The organism is Prevotella denticola (assembly GCF_900454835.1).
Classification (GTDB): domain Bacteria; phylum Bacteroidota; class Bacteroidia; order Bacteroidales; family Bacteroidaceae; genus Prevotella; species Prevotella denticola.
In genome coordinates this window covers 817972-842602 of the sequence record NZ_UGTM01000001.1, presented here as the reverse complement: position 1 = coordinate 842602, position 24631 = coordinate 817972, and the positions used below count along the sequence as shown (strand labels likewise).

Here is a 24631-nt window from a genome sequence, read left to right as displayed (position 1 = left end):
GTAGGATTTGTGTTTTTCTGCAATTTGCTTTATATTTGTGACGTGTTTTTCAAGATTTAGATATTTTGCTAAATCGCATTCGAGGTTGGTCGCTTCCTGCACCAACCTCTTTTCTTGTGTGCCAGATTTGACATATTCAGAATCTTTTTTTAACTTTGCAGCACCTAACCAAACTTGATTCTATGAAACAAAACAGATTGACAGGGTTGCTTTTTGCAGTCTTTCTTCTGGCTGGTTGCGGAAAGACGGTATTGCCCGCAGAAGACGGTAAGGAGACACAGGTTCCCGCACCCTCTGACGATGATGACGACGAGCAGAAAGTCTATAGTGTGGAGGCATTCCGCAGCGGTTCGTTCGGCGACAGGTACGTATGGGTGAAAGGCTATATCGTGGGGGCGTGCAGCAGGAGTATCAGGCAGGCAGAGTGGGAGCCGCCTTTTTCGCTTGAATCAGCTGTCCTCCTGGCAGACAGTCCGGACGAATCTGATCCTGAAAGGGTCATTTCCATTCAGTTGGTAGGAAAGAGGATGAAAAGCGAGATAGGACTGGTCGCCCATCCGCAGAACCATGGCAGACCGATTGCCTTTTATGGTATGAAGCAGAAATATCTGGGAATACCTGGCATGAAGAGACATGTAGAGGCAAGCGAATGGCTTGACGAGTGACTTTTCGTGTAAAAAATTTGCAGCGAAAAATAAAAATACTTATATTTGCAAGCCAAATAAAGGATAAAAGTCAGAATCGCCTATCGAAACATCTTTACTTCATAAGAAAACAAAAATATGAAGAATCTGAATGAGATGACCGACGAGCAGTTGGCATTGGCATACATTGAAGGAAGCAACGAGGCTTTCGATTTATTGCTGTTGCGCAATCAGTCAAAGCTCTTCTCGTACATTCTCTTTGTTGTACGTGACAGGGATGCCGCCGATGACTTGTTCCAGGAGACATTCGTAAAGATAATTACAAGGCTCCAGCAGGGGAAGTACTCTCCGACAGGGAAATTCTCGGCATGGCTCATGCGCATAGCCCACAATGTCATCATGGACTGGTACCGTTTCCAGCGTGCCGACAAGGTGGTTGATGCCCCCAAGGACAATGACCTGTCGAATGTGGGGAGTGACGATACCGTTACCGATAATATAGAATGCCAGTTTATCAACAGCCAGACACTCTCAGATGTGAAGCGGCTGATGAATCTGCTTCCGGCATCACAGCGTGAGGTGGTCTTCATGCGTTTTTATCAGGAAATGTCTTTCAAGGAGATTGCCGAGACAACCGGTGTCAGCATCAATACCAGTCTGGGGCGTATGCGCTATGCCATTCTGAATCTGCGAAGAATGGTGCGTGAGCATAAGGTGAGCTTACAGCTGACATAAGACGGCCGTTCCTGTCCACAGGCAGGGAAGCTGCCTGTGGACTGGAGATACCGGAGGTCAGCAACCGGTTCCGTCCAGCCGGCAGGATGCTGCCGGCCGGGCTTCGTCCATTTGTATGCCGGCCTCTTCCGGAGAAAGTGTTACGGTGCCGTCCTCCAATACGAAACAGGGAATGCCGGCATAGCCATGTTTTCTGGCCTCGTCAAACACACTGTTGTTGTCGCGCAGGCGCAGGAACTCTTTCAGATACTTCACGTGGGAGCCGATATCGATGATTTCGTAACGGTTATCTCCCTCAACTTGCTTGTCAACGGCAATACAGTCCGGACAAGTGCTCATTCCATAAATCTTTATCATCACCTTGTCTTTAATTCTGATTTTATACTATAATTGTAATGGTCTCTTGAAAAAATTGTAATAATCTCTTGAAGAAAACAGAGTGGGAAAGAGGAAATCCACGGATAAGCCCGCCCACTTTTCATATTGTATACTCTGAATTTTCATTTCTCCCCACTTCTTTCTTCAATGGTTGCAAATTTTACTGCTGTCTACCGTAAAGCCATCTCCTGCCGGCTTAAATTTACCGCGGCCCGTGAGGAAATCAACCAGTTCGGTCGCATCCATTCCCTCGGCTGAGCAGGTATGGAAACGCTCCTCCGCGCCGAAGTGTTCGATGATTGCCTTTACCAAATCCTCCTTTGTGTTGTAACGATTGCCTTCCATCATGTGGAGAACATCATGTCCATGTGCCATTTTCCTTTTTATTAATCCTTTTTTATTAATAATGTCAGACAAAGTACTTCTTTGCCTCTGATGTTCATCAACAAATGGCGTGCCATCTGTTAACTTAACTTATTTTCAAGAGAGATTTTATCCGGAATCTATTATTATTAGTTACTTTTGTGTTCGGATAGCAGCCGTTTGAGCACAAAATCCGTCTTGCTTTTCACTTCTGTTCTGTAGAGAAAGCAGACTCATAAACATAGGATTACATATTTTCAAAAGAATAATCAACAATGAAAAAGCTCCTGGTTTCTTTTGCTGCAGCAATGGTGTTATTGACTTCATGCAGCACGGTCAAGACTGTATCAGACAATGGCAACCAGCTTCGTTTCACAGAGGCACACAACTATTTCCACATAGGCAAGACGACAGTACCGGTCATGAAGAAGATTACTTCACGAACTGTTCTCGAAAAAGAATTTGGCGAGGCAGCAACTATGGGGAAAGATGGAGAACCAACTAAGATTGATTTCCGCAGGAAGTTCGCAATTGCTTTTATCCTCCCGGAAACCAACCGGAAGACCGACCTTTCCCCACTCTCGCTTACCGTAAAAGGGAAAAACCGACTCATCTTGAAATACAAGCTGAAACAAGGAGAAGAACTGCCCTTCTCTACACAGCCGTTCTTCCTGATAGTTGTAGACAGGAAGTATGTTGATTATGCGATTGAGAAGTAAAGACAGATGAGAAATGGATGTAGTGTCCGGCTTGAAGGTTATCTTGTACACTCCTTCATCTGTCTGCCACTTCACCCAAAAAGTGAACAGATTGTCTGCGGTAGGAAGAATAAAGTTTGTTTCAAAAATCACAATTTAAAATTTGGCTGTTTGCTTTTTTTAATGTACCTTTGCACCGCAATACCGCCGATATGGCTCAGTTGGTAGAGCAACGCATTCGTAATGCGTAGGTCCCCGGTTCGAGTCCGGGTATCGGCTCCATGCGGAATTAGCACATCGGTAGTGTACGGGCTTCCCAAGCCTGGGAGGCGGGTTCGATTCCCGTATTCCGCTCAGTATCGTTTATCTTCAGTAAAGAGACAACTCACACAGAGTTGTCTCTTTTTTTTCTATCAGAACGTAATTAAATATCCTTCTGTTCTTTGCTTTTCCCATTATTATTGATAACTTTGCAATCCAGAAGGGGGTGACGATTGGAAACGCTTTATCCGGACTTCGGATTCAATGTTGCCGCCGGACTTGTAGATATTGGAGAAACAGAATTAATAACCCTGATTTAATGATTAACCTATGAGAAAAATCATCACTTTAATGCTCCTGGCTGTTGGGCTGACAGCTACGGCACAGGACTTTGACCGTTACTTTGAGGATGCCACCCTTCGGCTTGATTACATCTTTGCCGGCAATGCGAAACATCAGGCAATTGCCGTAGACGAATTGTCACGCATCCCGCACTGGTATGGAAAGCACGACCGACTGGCCGAAGTGCCGGTAGAGGGAAACGGACAGATTGTTGTCCGCGACCATCGCACACAAAAGGTCATCTACCGCAATTCATTCTCGACACTTTTCCAGGAGTGGCTGACGTATGACGAAGCAAAGAAGCCATCCGAGAAATCCTTTGAGAATGTATTTCTTGTTCCTTATCCCAAGGATTCTGCCGATGTGACCATCGAACTGAAAAACAACCGCCGAGAGGTGACAGTATCAATGACACATACAGTCGCACCGCATGACATACTCATTCGTCATATCGGTGAGCGGTCTGTGACACCCTATGAAACCCTGCAGAAAGCCGCAGACCCTACACACTGCATCCATATCGCCTATGTTGCCGAGGGATACAAGGAGGCGGAAATGCCGACCTTTATCGAGGATTGCCGTACAGCAATGGAAGCTCTCTTTGCCCACGAGCCATTCAAGTCGCTGCGACAGCGGTTCAATATCGTAGCAGTCAAGTCTCCGTCTGTGGAAAGCGGTACCTCAGAGCCCTCGAAAGGCATCTGGAAGAATACGGCTTTGCATTCGCATTTCGATACGTTCTACAGCGACCGGTATCTGACGACGCTCCATCTGAAAGATCTCCACGACTGGCTGGCCGGAACTCCTTATGAGCACATTATCGTACTCGTGAATACAGAGAAGTACGGTGGTGGCGGCATCCTGAACTCCTACAATCTCTCCATGGCGCATCATGCTTATTTCAAGCCGGTTGTCGTTCATGAATTCGGCCATTCCTTTGCAGGACTGGGAGACGAATATGCCTATGATCAGGAACAGATAAGTATGTATCCTACAGACGTAGAACCATGGGAGCCGAATCTTACCACACTTGTCGACTTCCATGGAAAATGGGAAAAACTCATCGACAAAAAGACACCGTTGCCGACACCGCAGCCTTCCGATCTGGACAAGCCGAATACTCGACGTGACAAGTGGAAGGTAGGTGCCTACGAACCGGCCGGCTATTCTCAGCACGGCGTCTACCGGGCCTTTCCAGACTGCCGTATGCGCACCAATACACATCCGGAGTTCTGTCCGGCTTGTCGCCTGGGACTGACCAAACTAATCAAATTCTATACAGGAGAGTAGTACAGAATCTGACAAAACGTTAGCCAGTAAGACAATAGAGGCAGACGTCCTTGCCGGTCCGATGAAGCCATCAAGCTGTGAACCGGGGAGGATGTCTGCCTCTTATTCCTTACTGTCGGTATCCGATCAGACTTTTTATCTCATGGTAATATCGCTGAGAATATCATCTGGCTTTTGTCCTATTTATATCGGAAGTAAGAACTGTGTGTGAAACATTTGAAAGCTGCTGTCACTGCCTTCATACACCGATGTGTTGTAAGTGGCTTGTAATGTGCGGTTTATACAGAATGTTAAAAATGACAGCAACTGAAGATGAAAACAGATTAGGGGCTGGTGAGTATGTTCTAAAAATCTACGTTGACATATCGGTACTTTTAAAGCCGTCATCTCTTTGCAGCAAATTCAACTTCTCTTTCAGTCGTATGGTCTGCTATGTTCTTTCAAAAAAGAAGCCGAATCCGATCAGCTGAAAATCAAAGATTCACCAAAGATATTTTTATGAATTCATCCGATGAAGGTGTATTTCTCCATAGTCTCCTCGGGGGACTGTACCAGCGATAAGCAAAGACTTAATGGAGGATTCAATCATTTATATATAGGACACCGATAATTTAGAATTAAAGTGTCTATGTCCGGTTTCTGACAGGATTATAGCCTGGGATGGTCATGGATCTTGCATCCTCGAAGTCTGACCGGAAACGTTATCTGCAGCTCTGTAAAGTCGGCTTTGGTAGCATGTGCATTTACACTGAATCCTAATGTGATGTTCCGCAGCTTCGGAAAGTGATAGAAAACACCGACCTGCTCATGATAAGGCTTTTCCAGCCCGTTATGTGATTTGTAACCCATGTGTCGGTAAAGATAGTAACCCAAGCTGATTCGGGCAGACAGATTCCCATAAAAAGTTTCGTGGCGCGCTTCGATGCTGACTGACCACGGACTGTGTTTTTCTCCAGTATATCCGTTCGTCTTATCGAGTTGTGCAACTCGGTTGGCATAATCTCCATAGAAGATGCCGAAGCCAAGTCCAGATGCCCAACGTCGTGTATAACGATAGAGCAGATGGGCATGGAGAGAATAGGCACCATAGAATGCGAAGCGCTCTTTCCGGTAGTCGGGTTGCCCCTGTGGCGTGTTGAATTGTGTCTGCAGCCATTCTTCAAGCAGCGTTTTCCCACCTATCCCCAATGTAAATTCCATGAACCAATACTTCAGGAACGGTTCTGTGGCAGCCGTATTTCGTCTGGTGGTAATCTTTCCCGCTTGTCCTTCAGGTTCATACACAATACCAACGAATGGTCCCAGATAGTTCGCTCCTTTGTTCGGCCGTGCCATTGCTCCATTGCTGTGATGAGCAAAGTCCATTCCACCTTTTATGCACCATTCCTTTGCGAACTTATATTGTCCGTATAGTCCTGCGGTGAAGAAGATGTTCAGGTGAGAGCCGATATACTCGTTGTCTATATCGTTCTGCTGGTTATATTTTAAAGCCGTGTAGCCGATGCCCGTACCAAGATAATAGCCCCATTGCCAGCGACGACTACGATAGAGAGGACGGTTGAAGGTACTATAGAGTGTCAGAATGTTTCCTAACTTACTGGTGTAGTCGACAGGGCGGGCTTCTCCCCATGGTTCATCACGGTGCATGGTTGTCCCATGGTTAAGGTTGTAGCGCAACCCGACAGAAAATGTTGGATAATTATATTCCGAGGCAAAGTCGTTCCCTGTCGGCGTAATATTCACTTGCATTATCATGGCGTGCGTCTCCTTCGTCTTTGTCCAGATACGGGGTTCTTTGTCCAGCGTGAGTGTCTGGGCAGGGGTATAACGTATCTCTATACCTGTTTTCTGTATAGTGACAGAGTCGGTGACATCAGCGGTGGCCGGTACAGATGCAAAGAATAATGCGGCAAGTAGAGTGGGGGGCATCATGGAGGTGACTATTGTCAGAACATCTTGATTCTATAGCCCAAAGTAACCTCAAACACATTGTTACGGGCATTCCGCATCAGTACTTTCGCCTCACGGCTGCGTGCCAGCTTTCTGAAGTAGAAGTTATAGCGTGCCTCCAGCTGCCACTGCTTCCACTCGTAGCTGATACCAAACGGAAAGGCCAGGTCGCCACTGTGAATGTCGCCTTTGATATCTTTGTCAGCACCGTGTTTCAACTTTGCATGCGCACTTACAATATAGCCCATGTGCAGACCGGTCGTAAAACTCCAGGGCAGGTCGGTCCATGGATACCAGCGTACCAGGTAGTTCGTGTTGATATAATCCAACTTGAAGTCATATGGTCCTTTTTCCTGAACAACAGTATTACCTGAGGCATCCTTCGTGTTCAGGTAACGGTAGACACCAGAAGATCCCTGCCGACTGTACTGCATTTCCACATCAACGGCGAGATTCTTTGCCACGAAGACCTCAACATAGGCTCCAGCTACCGCACCTAACTTGATGTTTCCGTTAATACCCGGCAGATTGGACAAATTCAATCCCACCTTTGGAGCAATATAAATATCCCACAACGTATGTTCACCGGATGGTCTGGTGTCTTGCACAATGGCTTCTTTCACATCCTGACAGCTTTTCTTTACAGCTTGTCCAATACGCTTCGTGTTGTTCTTGTTGAACAACTGGGCCTGGCTGGTTGACAGTGCTCCCAGAAGGACGGCTGCAATCAATAGGATTCGTTTCATGCTTGATTTTCTTTTTCTGCTGCAAATTTACATAAAAACTGTGATTTATAAGCCAGTTGGATAAAGAAAGTGTTTTTCTTTAGAGGAAAGATAATGAGACTTCTTCTATTACTTGATACATTGCACCGTTTTCCTTATGAGATGAGTCTCTCGGGGCAATTTTTCGGCTTATATTCTCTTTATATTCTCTTTTTGCTACACTAACCAACTATATTTCGATATTTCGGTCAGATTACTTTTACTTATCAAAGTTTTTAATTAACTTTGTAGCCGCTTAAAAAACAAAACTATAGGACCAAGGTAATATCTGCGAACGAATTTATCAGCCTGCCCGAAGTCAACAGAAAGGGGCATAAGAGATGCCTTGACAGATGAATATTGTCTTTGCATATTCGTTCCAAAGCGGAGAACCCGTGATAGTTTTTCTGTCTGTGAGCTTGATTCCGGCCTGCAGGGAGGAGAGAGTATATCCTATCCTGACAGCTGTTCCGCATCGTTCTTAAGACAGATGATTTCTCGTGTTCTCCTCTTATTGTCAGCAATATATCCTTTTCTATTCATGTCTTGTCAATACCATATAAGGTAAGTTATATAGATTCTACATCGGCAATCTGTCCCGTGAAATCAGTCGGGGCTTTGTCTCCTTTTATTTTATGCGGCAGCGATTTTTCTTTCAGCCGCATACCCGATTGTACACTTTTAGAACAGAATCAGTTTGCCTAAAAAACGAAAATCAAAAGATTTGTTCGGGACCAACCTGAACAAATACACAGAACTTACATCTATATTCATTTAAAAATTTCTAATTATGAGAAAACAAGTAACCTGGATCTGGACCATGCTGTGCATACTTTTGCTTGCAGCCTGTGAGAAACCAGTATTGGAAAATTATGATGGCGTGAAGCCTACAGGTAAATCCAAAAGCAAGTCAACAAGAATTGTGAGGATCCATCCTACTGAACTGGTTGTCGAAACAATGGAAACGCCGATGGATGACAAGGGGCAGCCTTTAAGCAGGGCCGACAAAGTTGACAAAAAGAGACTTTACGCTGTCAATGTCTATGAAAAGAAGCCTGGTGAGGAAAAGTACCAGATGTACGCCTACGGTCTATTTACCCTCCAATCGAAGATATCCATAAAAATGAATGAAAAGAATCTCTACAAGGTGGAATGTCTGATAGTCGAGGAGAATCCAGGAAGACTCTATATGGGTAAGGATGGCTACGATGTCCCATTTTTACATGGGACAAAGGAACTGACAAAGGCCTCTAACTCTTTTGTCTATTCTAAAGAGGAAAACTTAAGTGAAATAAAGAAAGGAGATACGAAGATTGAAGATGGGCGGATAGTCCATTATCCCCGTTTGGTCAAGCTCTATGGCAGTATTGATGACTTCAGCCCAAAGGCGAAGACAGACCTGACACTTGATATGAAGCGTACGGTATTCGGTCTGCATTTCAAGGTTGCACCACCAGAGGAGGGAACACTGGTGATTAATTATGTCGGCTGGCGCATCAGTCTGGGAAAAGACAGCCCTATCTACGACGATGCATCACCCTATTCTTTCAACAATATAGAAAATGCCTGCCAGCCAGATCACCAGGCTACATTAGAAGTAAAAATTGCGTGGACAAAGGATGATGGGACTTCTGAAAAAGTCACCAAAAAGTTAGTCGTGAAGCGTAATATCATGACGGTCGTTGATATCAAGGTAGAAGGCCCTAAGGGAAGAGGTATCTTATTTAAGGAAGAGTCAGGAGAAATGAAGACGGAGAATGTCGACTGGCACATATCGATGTAATCTGCAATGGAGCTTTTTGCCAGGGTCACGGTTCCAATCTGCTGCACAGATTGTCTAACCGTGACCCTGCAGAAACCCATAGAAGAGACTTCTAAAATCTGCCGAACTCCAAACATTTGGATAAAACGTACCACATACGACCTCTACAACTTTTGGGATTGCAGGCAGTCAGCCACCAAGGATTGTCGAATGAACCAATATTCTTATGAAAACAATGGGAGGAGACCTTGATAACAAACTAAGGTCTCACGCCGTTTTGTGTTACGAAACAATTGGAGCAGCAATGAGCTACCCTTGCGGTAGTGAGCTGTATGTGATTTCACCGTATAAAAGCAAAAAGCATAAAGACTTGACAGTTTTCCTGGTTTCGGTATGCCAACGTGAAATTTTCAGGACCTCCTCTAAAGAATGACTTTGTAATAAAAACAATGTACAGTAATTCCCGCATAGCCAAAAACACGATTTTTCTCTATCTCCGTATGCTGCTTTCCCTGGTAGTATCACTTTATACGTCACGGGTAGTATTACAGGTTCTCGGGGCACAGGACTACGGGCTTTACTCTGTCGTGGGCGGGATTGTCATCATGTTTGGATTCCTCAATTCCAGTATGAGTGGAGCAACTTCGAGATTTCTGACATACGAGATAGGACGTAGTGATGAAGAAAGGCTAAAAGATACATTCTCATCTGCAATGGAAGTTCATTTAGCCATTGCTCTGATGATTTTTGTCGTGGCGGAGACAGTGGGACTCTGGCTGCTGGCTTACAAACTGAATATCCCGGAAGGAAGAATGGGAGCGGCTCATGTGGTATATCAGACCTCTGTCTTGTCGATGATGGTAGGAGTGACACAGGTCCCTTACAATGCCTCCATTATCGCCCATGAGAAAATGGATGTCTATGCGTATGTGGAAATGCTCAACATCCTGTTGAAGCTGGTCATTGTCTATGTCCTGTTGATAGGAAATCTTGACAAACTGATTCTTTACGCTTTCCTTATCTTGGGTGTTTCCGTCTTCATTGCCGTCATCTACCGTGTATATTGCATCCGGAAATTCAAGGAATGCCATTTTCATGCGGTATGGAGACCTAAAGTCATAAAGCCACTCCTGACTTTCTCTGGATGGGATCTTTATGGCAATATGTCTGGAACTGTCCAACAGCAGGGAATCAATATGATTGTCAACCATTTCCTGGGAGTCATCGTCAATGCAGCCTGTGGTATTGCCACAGTTGTCAATGGGGCTGTGCTGGGCTTTGCAAACAATATTGTTATGGCTTTTCGTCCTCAGGTTATTCAAAGCTACGCCCAAGGGAATATACCTTTAATGTCTAAGTTAATGACAAATGCTTCAAAATATTGCTTGTTACTGTTTTTAATGATAAGTTTACCTTTGATAGCGGAAATGCCATATGTACTTCACCTGTGGCTGACAGATGTCCCAGACAAAACAGTGCAGATATGTAGAATTGTTTTACTTACGAATATTCCCGGATTAATAAACTCCATAATAATCATTGGAATTCATGCAACAGGTAAAATAAAAAAACTGAGTTTCATAGGTGGTTCTTTATATCTATTTACGCTGTTACCAGCCTATTTTATCCTACACTTTGGCAGCACTTTAGAAAATGTTTATTGGTGCATTTTTCTTGTTATGGTAATAATGTTTTTTTCTAATGGAGCTATTTTAAAACATAATATTCCAGAGTTTCCCCTTAGCTCTTTTTTTATAGAAACTTTCAAGAACTCCATTTTTATAACTATTGCCGCTTGTTTCGTCTTCTATTTCATCTCCAAGAAATGTCCGTCTGGCTTCTTCCAACTGGGTTTGTCAGTCTGCCTCTCTGTTCTTATGTTCGGTTCATATACTTATTTGTTTGTAATAGAGAAAGAAATACGTTGGAAACTTAATGAGAAAATCAAAATGTCCATTCGAAAATGGACTTTATGATTCTCAAATTGCCGGAATATAAAGTAAGTCCAACAGTGGCATAAACTGATAAAAAACATTTCTTTTGTTGGCTAATTGCTTGAAAGGACATCCAGTTTTATGAGACATTGGCTTTCTTATAATAAAAGCTAACAGATTAAGTCGGAAAAAGCATGACTATAGAAATCGACACAAATAAACACAAAGAACGAAACTCCTCTTTTGAGCTGCTGCGCATACTCTGTATGTTGTTTGTAATCGGAGGACATCTTATCGGGAAAGGTATGCAGATACCTTATGACGGGACTTCACCCTGGGGGGGGACTATATGCTCGCAAGACTGCTCTACAGCATTTGTGTTGTCGCTGTAAGCACTTTCATCCTTATCTCTGGATATTTCGGTATAAAGTTTAATTGGCGCAAATTAGCCAAAATATGGATGTCCGTCTTATTCTATTCATGGTTGATTGCTGTCTATAAAATTGTTGTAGAAAAGGAATTGGTGGGAAGTTTACCTTATATTCTTCCTATAACTTCTAACGAGTTCTGGTTTATATCTTGTTATTTTGTTTTATGTACTGTAGCTCCATTCTTAAACAGTCTGGTTGAATACTTATCAAAAAAGGAATTCAAAAACTTATTATTATTTTGTTCGATTATATTTTATGGCTGGGCGACATTTAACTATATATTAAATTTCAGGCAGTTTGTACCTGATTTTGGTGGAGGTATCATTAATTTCACAATCCTTTATCTGATAGGGAGATATATTAGATTACATGGATTAAAAGTTTACTCATCATTATCCTATCTCAGTATTTTTATTGGCAATACTATCTTGATGGTGTTTTCAGAATTGTTATTTTCATCTTTCCTTCACTTTGGATTTACAAGTTTCGAAAACATTAATTCAGTTTTTGTCGTGATAAATGCTGTTTCCCTCTTCTTAATCTTCAAAAACCTCCATTTTCATAATAAATGTATAAATCTCTTAGCAATGTATTGCCTGGCCGTATACATTATCCATTGTAACGATATAGGAATGACATTCCTTGCAGATACCTTTCTGTTGAGGAATTCGCATGGATTTAAAATTCTCTGGAGCGTGTTGTTTATTCCCCCTGTCGTTTACATAATTTGTGCGGCTGTAGAGTGGGGGCGTAGACTTTTGTTTACAAGGATGGAAGATATTGTCTTAAGAAGAGTATCCCAATATTGGAAGCTAAATTAGTTTCATATTTATTCTTACAAAAGATGCAGAAGATAGTTTTCCTAATGCCTCACGACGGCATTGTTTCTTCAGGAGGATATAAGGTCGTTTATGAATATGCAAATAGGTTAGCAAAAGATGGTTTCTCTGTAAGCATAGTTTATCCAAATACTAAGAGGAGCCACTCAGTAACTTTAAAAAGTAAATTAAGAGATGTTGCAAGATACGTTGTTAGATATATAAATAAAGGTTATCAGTCAAGATGGTTTAGTTTAGATAAAAGAATACGTTTAAAGTGGGTATGGTCACTTGATAATTATTCTCCAGAGGTGGGTAGCAGTGTCTTTGCTACAGCTATTGAGACGGCGTTTAGTCTTAATAAATATTCTGATGATATAAGTAAATTCTATTTTATTCAAGGCTATGAGAACTGGTTTTTTTCTGACCAACAGGTTCTTGAAAGTTACCGGTTTCCTATGAAAAAGATAGTTATAGCAAAGTGGTTACAAGAAATAGTTTCATCATGTGGTGAGCAGGCCACATTAATTCCTAATGGTTTTGACTTTAATTCTTTTTCTTGTGTAAACCCAATTGCTGAAAGAGATAAGTATAATATAATTTGTATGTATCATGTGGATAAGCTGAAGGGGATGGACGTAGCCTTTCGTGCTTTTGACCGTGTCTATGAGAGGTTTCCACGAATCAACGTAATTTTCTTTAGTGTGTATGAATGTCCTCCTGACTTACCCAAATATTGTGTTTTTGTAAAACAGCCTGATATAAAATCTCTTAAAAGCTTATACAATAAGTCTGCAATATACGTTGGACCTAGTAATATAGAAGGGTGGGGACTAACTGTAGGAGAAGCAATGCAATGTGGTTGTGCTGTAGCATGTACTGATAACAAAGGATATCTTGAAATGGCTCATAATGAAAAAACAGCGTTAACATCATCTGTTGGCGATGCTGAAGGGTTAGCAAATAATATAATCCATTTGATTGAAAATGATGGATTACGGATAAGAATTGCAAAGAATGGTGAATCTTTTATTCATAACTTTGATATTGACGAATCTTATAATTCCTTTAAAAGCATTATTACGAAAGGAAGTTAAATGATAGACGTGAGTATTATTATTGTAAATTACAATACAAAAAATATTACAGCTTCTTGTATTGATTCTATTTATAAACAAACCAAAGGATTAGATTTTGAGATAATCTTAGTTGATAACGCTTCAACTGATGGTTCTAAAGAATTTTTTGAGAAAGATTCTAGGATAAAATATATTTATTCAGAAAAAAACGGAGGCTTCGGGTATGGCAACAATTTAGGTATGAAAGTTGCAAATGGTGATTTTTTCTTTTTGTTAAACTCAGATACATTATTGTTAAATAATGCAGTAGGAGAGTTCTTTAAGTATGCAAAGTCACATAATCCAAAGACTATTTATGGTTGTTATTTACAAGGTGACGATGGTAGCTATAGAGACTCTTTTTTTTACTTTCCAGCTTTTACAATAAAAGATTTTATAAAGAGGATAGTCAAACCACATAACTATCAACCAGACTACACTAACCGGGAGGTTGAGTGTATATGTGGTGCAGATATGTTTATACCTCGGCAAGCCATAGATGAGGCTGGGATGTTTGATGAAAATATATTTCTATATGGTGAAGAAGGAGAACTTCAGTATCGTATGATGAAGAAAGGCTATAGAAGAATGCTTATAAACTCACCCCAAATAGTTCATCTTGAAGGAGAAAGCTCAGGTAATACTGCAAGATATAAATATGGTATGAAAAGTCATTTGTATATTTTAAAAAAATATATGAATCCTATTACTTATTTATGTGCATGGTTATATTATAAGATACGAATATAGTTGTCTTCGTTTTATTAAATACTGAGAAATCATCGTATTATATTGTAAGCCTATATAATATTTTTATAGTAATACAACCCGTTGGCGGAATTAATTTAGTGCGTATTTAATTCTTCCGATGGGTTTGTTATTAATAAAGTTGACATATTGTAATATGGTCAGCGCACTAATTTTCCCGATTATTCGGGCAAACAGACCATTTGTTATTTTCGCATAATTCCTGATAACCAAAAATTGATCTGTGAGTTGTGAGAAGAGAGTTTCAATCCTTTTTCTGGCTTTGGCAAAAGGGATTAATTTTGGTTTCCAATTCTTTTGGTCCAGCCTATATGGACATTCCAATCTAATGTGAGCCGTTTGGAAAAGATCGAGTTGAACATCAGCCCCTATATATCCCTTGTCGCCATAGATGTTACAGTCATGATAGACCAGCTTGACATCTTTCATATAATTGAGGTCATGCACGCTGGCCTTTGACAAGTCATAGGAGTGTATCACCCCACTTAACCCACAGAGTGCATTGAGTTTATAGCCAAAGTAATACATATTTTGAGATGCACAGAAGCCGAAATCCGGTGCTTGTGAGAAATCTCCCATTCGCCCCATCTTGCAACGCTTCCCTCTGGCAACCCTGCATACGGCTATCGGCTTGGAATCTACGAAGAATTGAGTTTCCCCACCGTCCATTTGGGCAGCGATTCTCTTTCGTATGTCTTCGCATAATCCTGCGGTATTCTTTCTACGGTCGTTGAATTGCCTGCGAGATATGAGGTTAGGTATTTTGTCTTTGTACTCCTGAAGCTTATAATCAAAAAGCCATTTTTCACTATCAATGCTCTCTGATTCCGCTGTCAAGGACAAGGCAACGACCTCCAAATCTGAAAATTTTGGCATGGGACCACGACGGGGTATATTTCCCTGCTCATTGACAAGGTTGTGAGAGAATTGCTTGCATATCTCAAGGATTTTGACGAATTTTGTGTATAAGTTGCACATACGAGGATTTGTACTTAATGGTTTTGACTTCACTAAGTTACTAAAAATCAACGATATGTGCAACTTTTTGTATATCATTATAGCTACATTTTAATTCCGCCAACGGGTTAATACACTTATTTTATATTGGAGGTAAGGCTTAAAAAGTATCAAAGAGTATGAAGGTAATTGGAATTTCTGTGATGATGCCCGCTGCGGAAAATATCCGTGGTACGAGTGCATTGCCTTATCATTTACTTGCTGGTAGAGATAAAAGTATAGAGGTAATTCTTTATTCGTATAATTTAAATCGGCTTTCAATAGAACAGATAGATTCTATTGCAAAGGAACTTAATATAAAAATTTGTTTATTGCCAGTACCATGGTGGTATAATTTTTTCCTTAGGTTTCTTTTACCATTTAGAATATTATTAAAATATCCTATTGGTAATTATATTAGCTTAAGTTTTTCACAATTAGATACTATCATTAATGATAATCCTGATGCTATATGGATTTATGGCGAGGAGTTATCTCGTGTCAGTCATCAATTAAAGGATTTTAGGCGAGTACATACATTGCCAGATTGTGAGTCTCTCTATTATTATAGGATGCTTGGTAAGCGTTTTGCAATAAGAAATAAAATAAGATTTTGGAGATCTGCATTTATGTATCCTAAGTATCTGAATATGGAGAAACAGTTTGATACATCTTCAAATATCCACTATCATTTGGTAGGTGAGGCGGATGTTGATTTCCTTAAGGAGATTTGTCCTGGAATTCAAGCTCATTTTCTTCGTCACCCTCATTATCAAGTTGCAAAACCTGCTAAGGTTATTTCTTTTAGTTCTCCAAAAATAAAGATTTTATTTGCAGGGCAGTATAACTTGTATATGCAGCAGGATGCTGATATGCTGATAGATTGTCTGATAAAATCTAAAGATCTCTCAGAACTAAAAGAACATTATGTTTATACTTTTTTAGGTAAAGGATGGGAACATCATGTAGAGAGTCTTAATAATGCAGGTTATGAAGTTCATCATATAAAATTTGTCCCCGATTATATTGAAGAAATTTGTAAACATGATATTCAGATTACACCTATATGTATTGGTACGGGTACAAAGGGAAAAGTCTTAGATGCAATAGCAAATGGTCTGTTGGTAATTGGGTCATGGTATGCATTGGAGAATATAGCTGTTGAGCATAATGTTTCCTGTATGCAATATAATGATGTCTCTGATATAATTAGGATGCTAAAAGATATATATACAAGTTCATCTCATTATGAGGAGATTGCTGAAAGTGGGCGTCAAACACTACTAAATCTTCATAATAATTTTAGTATAGCAAAACAATTATTTTCTTTATTATAAAACAAGGTCTGTAAATTAATTTTATGTATAAGAAGCTAAAAAAAATCATTGAGTTTACCTCTTTTCTGTATTATTCTTTACTAATATTGAGGCATAATATTGTTTGTAGAAAACGATTACTAATACCTTTATACAAGAATAAAGTTATGGATAATAGGTATGAACATGATGAAAATGTTATTATTTATATGGTTCAGCCTGAGACAACATTTTCTGGTGGATTATCTGATCGTCTTAGAGGAATTACCTCTATATATGGTGAATGTAAGCGTAAGAATCTTCCGTTTAAAATTGTTTTTGAACCATTGCATCTGCAGGACTATTTAGTACCTAATCAATATGATTGGCAAATTGAAGCAAAAAATATATGCTGGGACTCAAAAAAAGTTTACCCTTGTACCCTTCTGACTTATAATAATAATTTGGAAAATAGTGCACAGATAAATGCGCAAAAAAAGATTTTGCAATATTATTTAAATAAGTCATATAAGCAGATTCATATATATTCTAATATGGCTATTGCTGATAATGATTTTAGTGTTTTATTTAACGAACTTTTTCGGCCATCTGAACGATTACAAAATCAAATAGATTATCATCTCAGAAAGTTAGGTGGAGAAAAAAATATATTTCATTGACATTTCGTTTTCGACAGTTGTTGGGAGATTTCAAAGAAGGTGGAGATATTTTGCCCGAATCAGAGAGAGAGAGTTATATTTTAAAGTGTATAAAAGGTGTAGAAGAATTACATTCAAGATACCCTAGTGAGCGAATATTAGTAACAAGTGATAGTAAAAGGTTTTTAGATAGATTGTCTCATCTTGAATATGTCTATGTTATTCCTGGTGCAGTTGTACATATGGGCTTTACTTTTGACGCAAGCCAAGATATTTATATAAAATCATTTATTGATTATTTCATGTTAAGTTATGCGAAAAAAGTTTTCCAAATGACGGATAAACTTTTGTTTCTGAGTGGTTTTCCTAAAAGAGCAGCAATGTTGACTAATGCTCCTTATGAAGAAATAAATTTAATATGAAAAAAAATAGATCAAATAGAATTATTTACTTAGATGTAGTTAAATTTTTAGCTATTTGGATGGTTTGCATAGGCCATTCATATTTTTTTGTAGATATGAGTAGGGCATCAATTTTATATAATTGGATATATTCGTTTCATATGCCTTTATTTATGATGCTATGTGGATATTTCTCTTTAAAATCTTATGATAAACCAGTTGTTCCTTTTTTAAAACAAAAAACAATCCAGTTATTATTGCCTACAGTTACAATTTCTATATTGACAATAATTGTTTGTTTTCTTATAGATTTACCAGATATTGCTATAGTTGCAAGAAGTGAAGCTATAGGAGGAATGTGGTTTCTAAGAACCTTATTTTTCTGTTTTGTATACACTTATCTTTTTAAACGATTGGGATGGCAAGATTATTTTACTGCAATAGGTTCTATTGTGCTTGCACTTATTCTTCCTCATGGTTATTTTTTACAATTTAACTGGATGTTAATTTTCTTTTGGCTAGGTTACTTCCTGAAATGTTATAGACAAATTTATATGAAATACCAAGCTCTTATTACGATGTTTTCTTTACTCGTTTTTATCTTACTGTGTGTACATGAGGTTCCTAAAGTCCTCACATATCATATTTTATTTTTTACCCCATGGCAATTATTTTCTCAATTTGTCTCTGGACTTTTCGGTTCATTGTCACTGATAGGTATTTCATATTATTTTTGTCTATGGTTTAAAGATGATAATTTCTTAGTTAAGAAGATGGCTGAGGTTGGTACGTATACTTTGGGGATATATGGATTACAATCTATAATACTACAACGTATTTTTGTAAAATACGTTCATTTCGATACTCTATTTCTTTCAAATTGGATTACTGATTTCATTATTGTGCCCAGTATCGCTTTGTTTTCTGTTGTTTTCTGCTATTATTGTATATTATTTTTAAAAAAAAGCAGGATAATAAATTTATTTTTCTTTGGTAATCAATACGAGCGTTAAATAGTTGATAATATTTAATAAAGAGGTGTTCTATAAATTAACTTATTATTAATCAGCTAATTACTTGCGTATTTTCGAAAAAAGTCGTACCTTTACATATAAATATTGATATTACCTTATGAAGAAAACGACTACATATCGCCAATCAAAACAGGAGAGTCTCTTTGAAGAAGAGTTTACTCTCAAGGCTCTTTCCGCAATGGGCAACCCGCTGGAGCAGGTATCCGCTCTTGTTGATTTCGAATTCTTTCGCTCCACATTAGAGAAGACTCTACTCACAGAGGATTGTAAGACTTCAGCAGGGCGTAGACCAATAGATGTCGTTCTTATGTTCAAAGTCATATTTCTCCAACGTTATTATGGTCTGGGCGACCACCAGATAGAATATCAGATTATTGACCGCACCAGCTTTAGAGAGTTCCTAAACATACATACGGTAAGTGACGTACCTGACGAAAAGACGGTGTGGGCATGTAAGAATAAACTGGTCAAGGCCGGTGTGTTTGACACCCTGTTTGACGACTTCCGTCAATTGCTCGATGCGAAAGGTCTGAGCTTTAATGAAGGCAAGATTATTGACGCCACCTTCGTTGAAGCCCCCAGGCAGCGCAACACTCGCAGGGAAAACACTACCATCAAGAACGGCAAGGGAGATGAGCTTTGGAACGACAACCCACACAAGAAATGCCACAAGGACATTGACGCACGTTGGACTAAGAAACGGGAAGAGAAACATTATGGATACAAAGGTCATACGAAGGTTGACAAGAAATCAAAACTCATAGAGTCCTACCATACCACAGTATCAAGCATCCATGACTCCAATGTTATCTCGCAGCTTATCACGGACAAGGACAAAGGCCAGCGCCTTTATCTTGATGCTGGATATGAGGGCAGGGAAGATGTTGTCAAGGCCAATGCGATGCGTCCCGTCATCTGCGAGAAGGGACACCGCAATCATCCATTAACCAAGAAGCAGAAGAAACGTAACCGCAAGAAATCAAAGTGTAGATGCCGCGTGGAACACGTCTTCGGCTTCATTGAAGGAGCCATGCATGGTTCCTTTGTCAGAACAATTGGTATTGCCAGAGCAAAAGCGAGTTTTGCGCTCACCTGCCTTGTTTACAACATCTTTAGATATTGCCAAATCAACAAATATCAGCCACAACTTCTCTCTTGAAAAGGATAATTGTGTCTTGATGTCAAAAAATACATAAAAAATGAGGGGAATAAAACCATTTCTATAGAGAATGAAGGTCTCTTATGAGACCGATACCCCCATAACTGCATTATTGTGGGGATAACCCCACGTTAATATATGAATTAATAGAACCTACCTAAACAGTTATGGTATTATATATTATATTTTTTCTCATAGTCATATCGATTAATTATATAGCTGAAAAGAATGGTTATAGGCGACAACCTATATTAGCCTTTTCTTTCTTACTTATGGCTTTTTTTGTAGGTTTTTCAGATATGTTAGGTGGATATGATCGATATATTTATGGTGAACTATTTGATAATATTGCAGATATTACAAATGAAAAAGGGAGGTATGAAGATGCATCTCTGTTTGCACTTTATTCAACAGAAATTGGCTACGGATTTTATAATATTTTACTATCTCATCTGACTTCAAATAGGTACATTTTTATCCTATTAATAACCATCACTATATATATATTATTTTTCTTTGTTTTCAAGAAGTATTGTGTAAATTATTCATTTGCTCTTATGCTGTTTATGGGGCTTATGTTCTTTTTTACTTTTACCTATCTTAGACAGATGGTAGCGGTTGGCCTTGGTTGGCTTTCTTTCCAATATATATATAAAAGAAAATTATTAAAGTTTTTAGCTTGTGTTCTGATAGCTGCTACTTTTCATAATTCTGCTATCATATTATTGCCATTATATTTTATTCCTATTAAACGTTTTGATAAGAAGAAAGTGATGCTTTTTATGATTCTGTGCTTACTGATAGGGTTATCTGGTGGTCCCTCTGCAATATTTAGGATATATGGGGACGTTGCTGATATGCACAATCGTTCAGATTCATATATAGAAGAGGAGATTGGCTTCAAATATGAGTATATAATAGAGGCATTTGTTTTTCTTTATATTGTATTTAAAAATTATAGATATATACCCATTACGAAAAAAGATACCGTTATGCTTAATGCTTTATTAGGTTTCTGTGCAATTCTCTTACTTTTTGTACAATCTCTTAATGGAGGTCGTTTGGGATGGTTTTATATGATAGGGGTTATTGTAACTCTATCTACAATTTGTAATGGATTGAAAGAAAAAAGCCAGACCAGGGTTTTGGTCTTGTTAATGAGCTTTATTTTATTTACTCGTATTGTTTTCCAATGGGGATATATGTTGAGTCCATACAAAACTTTCTTTTCAAATGGTATTCGTGATTACGATCCTATATATGAGAAATATGAGTATGATGAAAATTATAAAGTTGATAAATTTTATCGCAAATGATAACTATACTTACTCCAGCTTATAATCGAGGTCATTTATTAGGAAAGTTATATCAGAGCCTAGTAAAACAGGACTTTGAAGACTTTGAATGGGTTATAGTAGATGATGGATCATCTGATTCAACTACTGATATAGTAGACAAGTTTATTCAGGATAAGAAAATAATTATATCATATATAAAACAGTCTAATGGGGGTAAACACAGGGCTTTAAATAGAGGAGTAATAGAGTCAAAAGGTGAGCTTATTCTTATTGTAGATAGTGATGATAGTCTCCCCAAGAACTCTTTATCAGTTATAAATCGTTACTATTTGGAGATAAAGGATAACCCTTTAATAGGCGGTGTATGTGGTTTGATGGCTCATCATGATGGAACAATTATAGGAGAAAGGAAAATCTGTTCTTCTATGAATCTTAGTTCAATAGAGATGCGCTATAAATATGGCTTTGTCGGGGATGTTTGTGAAGTTTTTAAAACAGAAATTTTACGGGAGTTTCCTTTTCCTGAGATTGAAAACGAGAAATTTTGCCCAGAAGCTTTAGTATGGAATAGGATTGCTACAAAATATAAGCTTCACTATTTTAATGAAGTTATTTATTATCGAGATTATCTTGATGGTGGATTAACTTCCAAGATTGTACGAATTAGAATGAATAGCCCTATAGCCTCTATGATATGTTATGCAGAATTAAATCAACTTGATATTCCGTTTAAGGATAAGGTTAAAGCAGCTGTTAATTATTGGAGATTTCGTTTGTGTTATAGTGGAAGTAGAAGCTATCCGAGTTTACCTGGGCTATGGAATGCTATAGCACCTTTAGGTTGGTTGATGCATTTGAATGATATACGTGTAAATAAAAGATAGTTATGAGTATTCTATAATTCATAACATCCTTAGATATATGTGAAACAGGAAAGTTAGGCATAAATTTGGTTTTCAATAGAAAGATACAGCACATGCTATAGATTAAGTGTCTTCTATGGAATATATATTATTGCTCTTGTGTAAGTTTTTGATTTTGGCGTCACTCTTGTCATTTGAAAATATTGATTATCTCTACTTTAAGATGAAATGTTAAAAGTGACAGCAAATAGTATTAAAACTTTTTGTTGTGTTTTTTATTGGAATGCTATTAATAAAGATTTGGCATTATAGAATAAAAGAAATAGGATAATGAGAATATTACAAGTTATTACATCTTTGGATATGGGTGGTGCTGAAACGTTGGTGGTTAATTTGATACCAAGGTTACAGGCTTTGGGAAATACGGTGGATTTATGTATCTTTAATGGTAAAGAGACACCATTGACCCATAGATTGAAGAAAGAGAGTCCACAGACAAAGATATATGCGTTAGGACATGGAGTTTATAATCCGCTCTATATATTAAAACTGGTAAAGGTTATGAAGAATTATGATATTATTCATACGCATAATTCTTCACCGCAACTATTTGTAGCAATCGCCAGTTTGTTTAGTCACATTAATCTTGTTTCTACAGAACATAACACATCAAATCGGAAACGAAATTGGAAATGGTATCGTCCGATTGAAAGTTGGATGTATGGAAGATACAATCATGTGATATGTATCAGCAAGATTGCGGAAGAGAAACTAAGAGAATATATGGGTGGGGAGTGGTTTGTTGAACCATCAAATAGATACAAGTCAATAACTACAATAAACAATGGGATAGATGTTAATGCTATTTCAGAAGCTGTGCCATGTAAGGAGCTATTAGGTTTAAAAGAAAAGCGTAAGGCTATTTTGATGGTAGCTGGATTCCGTAAACAAAAGAATCAAGATACTATTATTAGGGCTTTAACCCTATTAGATAAAGAAAAATACGAGATCTGGTTTGCTGGTATAGGTGAACGGATGGAAGAAGTAAAACAATTAGCTCTGTCTTTAGGTGTAAGTGAGCGAGTTAGATTCTTAGGCTTACGTACTGATATTCCAAATGTCTTGAGAGCAGCAGATGTTATCGTGATGTCTTCTCATTGGGAAGGGTTGAGCCTTAGTAATGTAGAGGGTATGAGTGCACATAAGCCTTTTATAGCTTCTGATGTAAATGGTTTGAAAGAAGTAACTAAGGGATATGGTATTCTTTTTCCACATGAGGATGCAAAGGCATTGGCAGAAGAAATCAACCGATTAGCAAGTGATGAAGCTTATTATAACGAGATTGCAGAACGCTGTTATAATAGAGCTATGGAATTTGATATTAGCAATACTGTAAGTGGTTATGCTGATGTCTATAAAAATATCTTTAATTAATATCATCAAGTTTTCTTCTTGATAAATAGATTTTTATAATTTGAAAGATATTCAAAGAAAGAAATTAATTCGCGTTACAACTGCAGATATCTCTTTGGATGGTTTACTGAAAGGGCAGTTGAAGTTCTTGAACCAATATTTTGAGGTTATTGGTGTTGCAAAGGATACAGGTGTACTAAAGGAGGTCAGTGAACGTGAGGGAATACGTGTTGTGGATGCTCCGTTGGAGCGTCCTATCAGTTTGGTGAATGATATTAAGGGCCTATGGTTCTTGTATCGCTTATTCCGCAAAGAAAAACCATGGTGTGTGCATGCTAATACTCCTAAGGGAAGTCTTTTGGCGATGATAGCAGCTTGGTTTGCTGGTGTACCTCATAGAATCTATACTGTTACAGGACTTCGTTACCAAGGGGCACATGGAGTTCTTAGAAAAATTCTAAAAGGGATGGAAGTTTGTACTTGTTTTTTTGCAAATAAAGTTATTCCCGAAGGAAATGGAGTAAAACAAATTCTGCAGGAGGATCATATAACAAAAAAGGAGTTGAATGTTATTCTGAATGGGAATATAAATGGAGTTGATATTGACTACTTTTCTCCAGACCACTTTACAGCCGAAACAAGAATAAACGGAAAGCTATATACAGGAAGTAAAGAAGATATTCGTAAAGACTTAAATCTTAGTAAAGATGATTTTGTTTTTATATTCATAGGGCGAATCGTTGGTGATAAGGGTATGAATGAACTATCTGATTCTATGAAACGTTTTCAAAAAGAAGATAAGAATGTAAAGTTACTTCTTGTTGGACGTTTTGAAACAGAACTCGACCCTTTGAAGAGTGGTAATGAGGATTTTCTTAGAAATAATCCAGATGTACGTTTTGTTGGCTATCAAAGAGATGTACGTCCATTCTTTATTGCAGCAGATGTTTTAGTTTTTCCAAGCTATAGAGAGGGGTTTCCTAATGTAGTGTTGCAAGCTGGTGCAATGGGACTACCATCTATTGTAACTAACATCAATGGATGTAATGAGATTATCAAAGAAGGTCAGAATGGTAGAATATTTCCTTCTAAAGATGCAGATGCATTATTTAAGGAAATGAATTGGTGTATAGAAAATAAAGATTTTATAAAGGTGATGGCTTCACAGTCTCGTAAAATGATAGTTGATAGATATCGTCAAGAAGAGGTTTGGAAGGCAACGCTCAAAGAATACGAAAAACTTGAAGAGTAGTTGAC

General features: G+C 38.5%; 23 protein-coding genes and 2 tRNA genes. 20 read left to right on the top strand and 5 right to left on the bottom strand.

The features are described from left to right. The first annotated feature begins 182 nt into the window (after positions 1 to 182). Together DYH27_RS03605 and DYH27_RS03600 are read left to right on the top strand one after the other, a co-directional pair. Entirely contained in the window at positions 183 to 665 is a 483-nt protein-coding gene (locus DYH27_RS03605; protein WP_025067844.1) for a DUF6359 domain-containing protein, read from the top strand. A gap of 117 nt (positions 666 to 782) precedes the next feature. Next, the gene (locus DYH27_RS03600) at positions 783 to 1379 is read left to right on the top strand and encodes a sigma-70 family RNA polymerase sigma factor (protein ID WP_004352189.1); all 597 of its coding nucleotides are present in this window, start codon (positions 783 to 785) and stop codon (positions 1377 to 1379) included. A 57-nt stretch (positions 1380 to 1436) separates the two neighbouring features. Here DYH27_RS03600 and DYH27_RS03595 read toward each other — a convergent pair whose 3' ends face one another. Then, entirely contained in the window at positions 1437 to 1736 is a 300-nt protein-coding gene (locus tag DYH27_RS03595) for a hypothetical protein (protein WP_004352130.1), read from the bottom strand. A gap of 165 nt (positions 1737 to 1901) precedes the next feature. Then, the gene (locus tag DYH27_RS03590; protein WP_029216576.1) at positions 1902 to 2132 is read right to left on the bottom strand and encodes a YecH family metal-binding protein; all 231 of its coding nucleotides are present in this window, start codon (positions 2130 to 2132) and stop codon (positions 1902 to 1904) included. Positions 2133 to 2395: 263 nt separating this feature from the next. Here DYH27_RS03590 and DYH27_RS03585 point away from each other — a divergent pair, with 263 nt between their 5' ends. The 4 genes from DYH27_RS03585 (at position 2396) to DYH27_RS03570 (ending at position 4711) form a co-directional block, all read left to right on the top strand. Further along, positions 2396 to 2839: a hypothetical protein gene (locus DYH27_RS03585; RefSeq protein WP_025067845.1), complete on the top strand. Its 444-nt coding sequence runs from the start codon at positions 2396 to 2398 to the stop codon at positions 2837 to 2839. Positions 2840 to 3024: 185 nt separating this feature from the next. Further along, a tRNA-Thr gene (locus tag DYH27_RS03580) sits at positions 3025 to 3100 on the top strand. 1 nt (position 3101) lies between these two features. Then, positions 3102 to 3172, top strand: a tRNA-Gly gene (locus tag DYH27_RS03575). Between the two features lie 237 nt (positions 3173 to 3409). Then, a complete protein-coding gene (locus DYH27_RS03570) occupies positions 3410 to 4711 on the top strand; it encodes a M64 family metallopeptidase (protein ID WP_025067846.1) in 1302 nt (433 codons plus the stop codon). 648 nt (positions 4712 to 5359) lie between these two features. Here DYH27_RS03570 and DYH27_RS03565 read toward each other — a convergent pair. After that, a complete protein-coding gene (locus DYH27_RS03565) occupies positions 5360 to 6643 on the bottom strand; it encodes an acyloxyacyl hydrolase (protein ID WP_029755000.1) in 1284 nt (427 codons plus the stop codon). 14 nt (positions 6644 to 6657) lie between these two features. After that, positions 6658 to 7407, bottom strand: a complete 750-nt coding sequence (locus DYH27_RS03560; protein ID WP_025067848.1) for an outer membrane beta-barrel protein — start codon at positions 7405 to 7407, stop codon at positions 6658 to 6660. A gap of 808 nt (positions 7408 to 8215) precedes the next feature. Between DYH27_RS03560 and DYH27_RS03555 the strand changes: the two genes are divergently transcribed. The 5 genes from DYH27_RS03555 to DYH27_RS03535 all read left to right on the top strand — a co-directional run bounded on the left by DYH27_RS03555 (position 8216) and on the right by DYH27_RS03535 (position 14238). Then, positions 8216 to 9208 (top strand): hypothetical protein, encoded by a 993-nt coding sequence (locus tag DYH27_RS03555; protein WP_025067849.1) that lies wholly within the window; start codon positions 8216 to 8218, stop codon positions 9206 to 9208. A gap of 428 nt (positions 9209 to 9636) precedes the next feature. Then, positions 9637 to 11163, top strand: coding sequence for an MATE family efflux transporter (locus tag DYH27_RS03550; protein WP_004352119.1), 1527 nt, complete (start codon positions 9637 to 9639; stop codon positions 11161 to 11163). Between the two features lie 307 nt (positions 11164 to 11470). Beyond that, the gene (locus DYH27_RS13715; protein ID WP_394358190.1) at positions 11471 to 12373 is read left to right on the top strand and encodes an acyltransferase family protein; all 903 of its coding nucleotides are present in this window, start codon (positions 11471 to 11473) and stop codon (positions 12371 to 12373) included. 23 nt (positions 12374 to 12396) lie between these two features. Next, on the top strand, positions 12397 to 13467 hold the full coding sequence (locus tag DYH27_RS03540) for a glycosyltransferase family 4 protein (protein WP_244595143.1): 1071 nt from the start codon (positions 12397 to 12399) through the stop codon (positions 13465 to 13467). After that, the gene (locus DYH27_RS03535; protein ID WP_004352194.1) at positions 13468 to 14238 is read left to right on the top strand and encodes a glycosyltransferase family 2 protein; all 771 of its coding nucleotides are present in this window, start codon (positions 13468 to 13470) and stop codon (positions 14236 to 14238) included. Positions 14239 to 14328: 90 nt separating this feature from the next. Here DYH27_RS03535 and DYH27_RS03530 read toward each other — a convergent pair whose 3' ends face one another. Next, on the bottom strand, positions 14329 to 15309 hold the full coding sequence (locus tag DYH27_RS03530; RefSeq protein WP_115338009.1) for an IS982 family transposase: 981 nt from the start codon (positions 15307 to 15309) through the stop codon (positions 14329 to 14331). An 83-nt stretch (positions 15310 to 15392) separates the two neighbouring features. On the opposite strand from DYH27_RS03530, the gene DYH27_RS03525 reads away from it, so the two are divergent. The 9 genes from DYH27_RS03525 (at position 15393) to DYH27_RS03490 (ending at position 24626) form a co-directional block, all read left to right on the top strand. Next, entirely contained in the window at positions 15393 to 16589 is a 1197-nt protein-coding gene (locus tag DYH27_RS03525) for a glycosyltransferase (protein ID WP_025068491.1), read from the top strand. Positions 16590 to 16735: 146 nt separating this feature from the next. Then, a complete protein-coding gene (locus DYH27_RS13530) occupies positions 16736 to 17227 on the top strand; it encodes a hypothetical protein (RefSeq protein ID WP_244595142.1) in 492 nt (163 codons plus the stop codon). Beyond that, positions 17224 to 17628: a hypothetical protein gene (locus tag DYH27_RS13525; RefSeq protein WP_244595141.1), complete on the top strand. Its 405-nt coding sequence runs from the start codon at positions 17224 to 17226 to the stop codon at positions 17626 to 17628. Before DYH27_RS13530 ends, DYH27_RS13525 begins: the two co-directional genes overlap by 4 nt. Continuing rightward, on the top strand, positions 17625 to 18620 hold the full coding sequence (locus tag DYH27_RS03515) for an acyltransferase family protein (protein WP_025068492.1): 996 nt from the start codon (positions 17625 to 17627) through the stop codon (positions 18618 to 18620). The genes DYH27_RS13525 and DYH27_RS03515 overlap by 4 nt, the downstream gene beginning before the upstream one ends. Before the next feature lie 118 nt (positions 18621 to 18738). Further along, positions 18739 to 19800 (top strand): IS5 family transposase, encoded by a 1062-nt coding sequence (locus DYH27_RS03510; RefSeq protein ID WP_004352316.1) that lies wholly within the window; start codon positions 18739 to 18741, stop codon positions 19798 to 19800. Between the two features lie 167 nt (positions 19801 to 19967). Continuing rightward, on the top strand, positions 19968 to 21116 hold the full coding sequence (locus DYH27_RS03505; RefSeq protein WP_025068014.1) for an EpsG family protein: 1149 nt from the start codon (positions 19968 to 19970) through the stop codon (positions 21114 to 21116). Next, complete coding sequence (locus tag DYH27_RS03500) at positions 21113 to 21982, top strand: glycosyltransferase family A protein (protein ID WP_025068015.1); 870 nt, start codon at positions 21113 to 21115, stop codon at positions 21980 to 21982. Before DYH27_RS03505 ends, DYH27_RS03500 begins: the two co-directional genes overlap by 4 nt. A 309-nt stretch (positions 21983 to 22291) precedes the next feature. Next, positions 22292 to 23395, top strand: a complete 1104-nt coding sequence (locus tag DYH27_RS03495; protein ID WP_025068016.1) for a glycosyltransferase family 4 protein — start codon at positions 22292 to 22294, stop codon at positions 23393 to 23395. A gap of 49 nt (positions 23396 to 23444) precedes the next feature. Then, positions 23445 to 24626 carry a glycosyltransferase family 4 protein gene (locus DYH27_RS03490; protein WP_025068017.1) on the top strand — a complete coding sequence of 394 codons (1182 nt, stop codon included), beginning with the start codon at positions 23445 to 23447 and terminating at the stop codon, positions 24624 to 24626. Positions 24627 to 24631 lie beyond the last annotated feature (5 nt).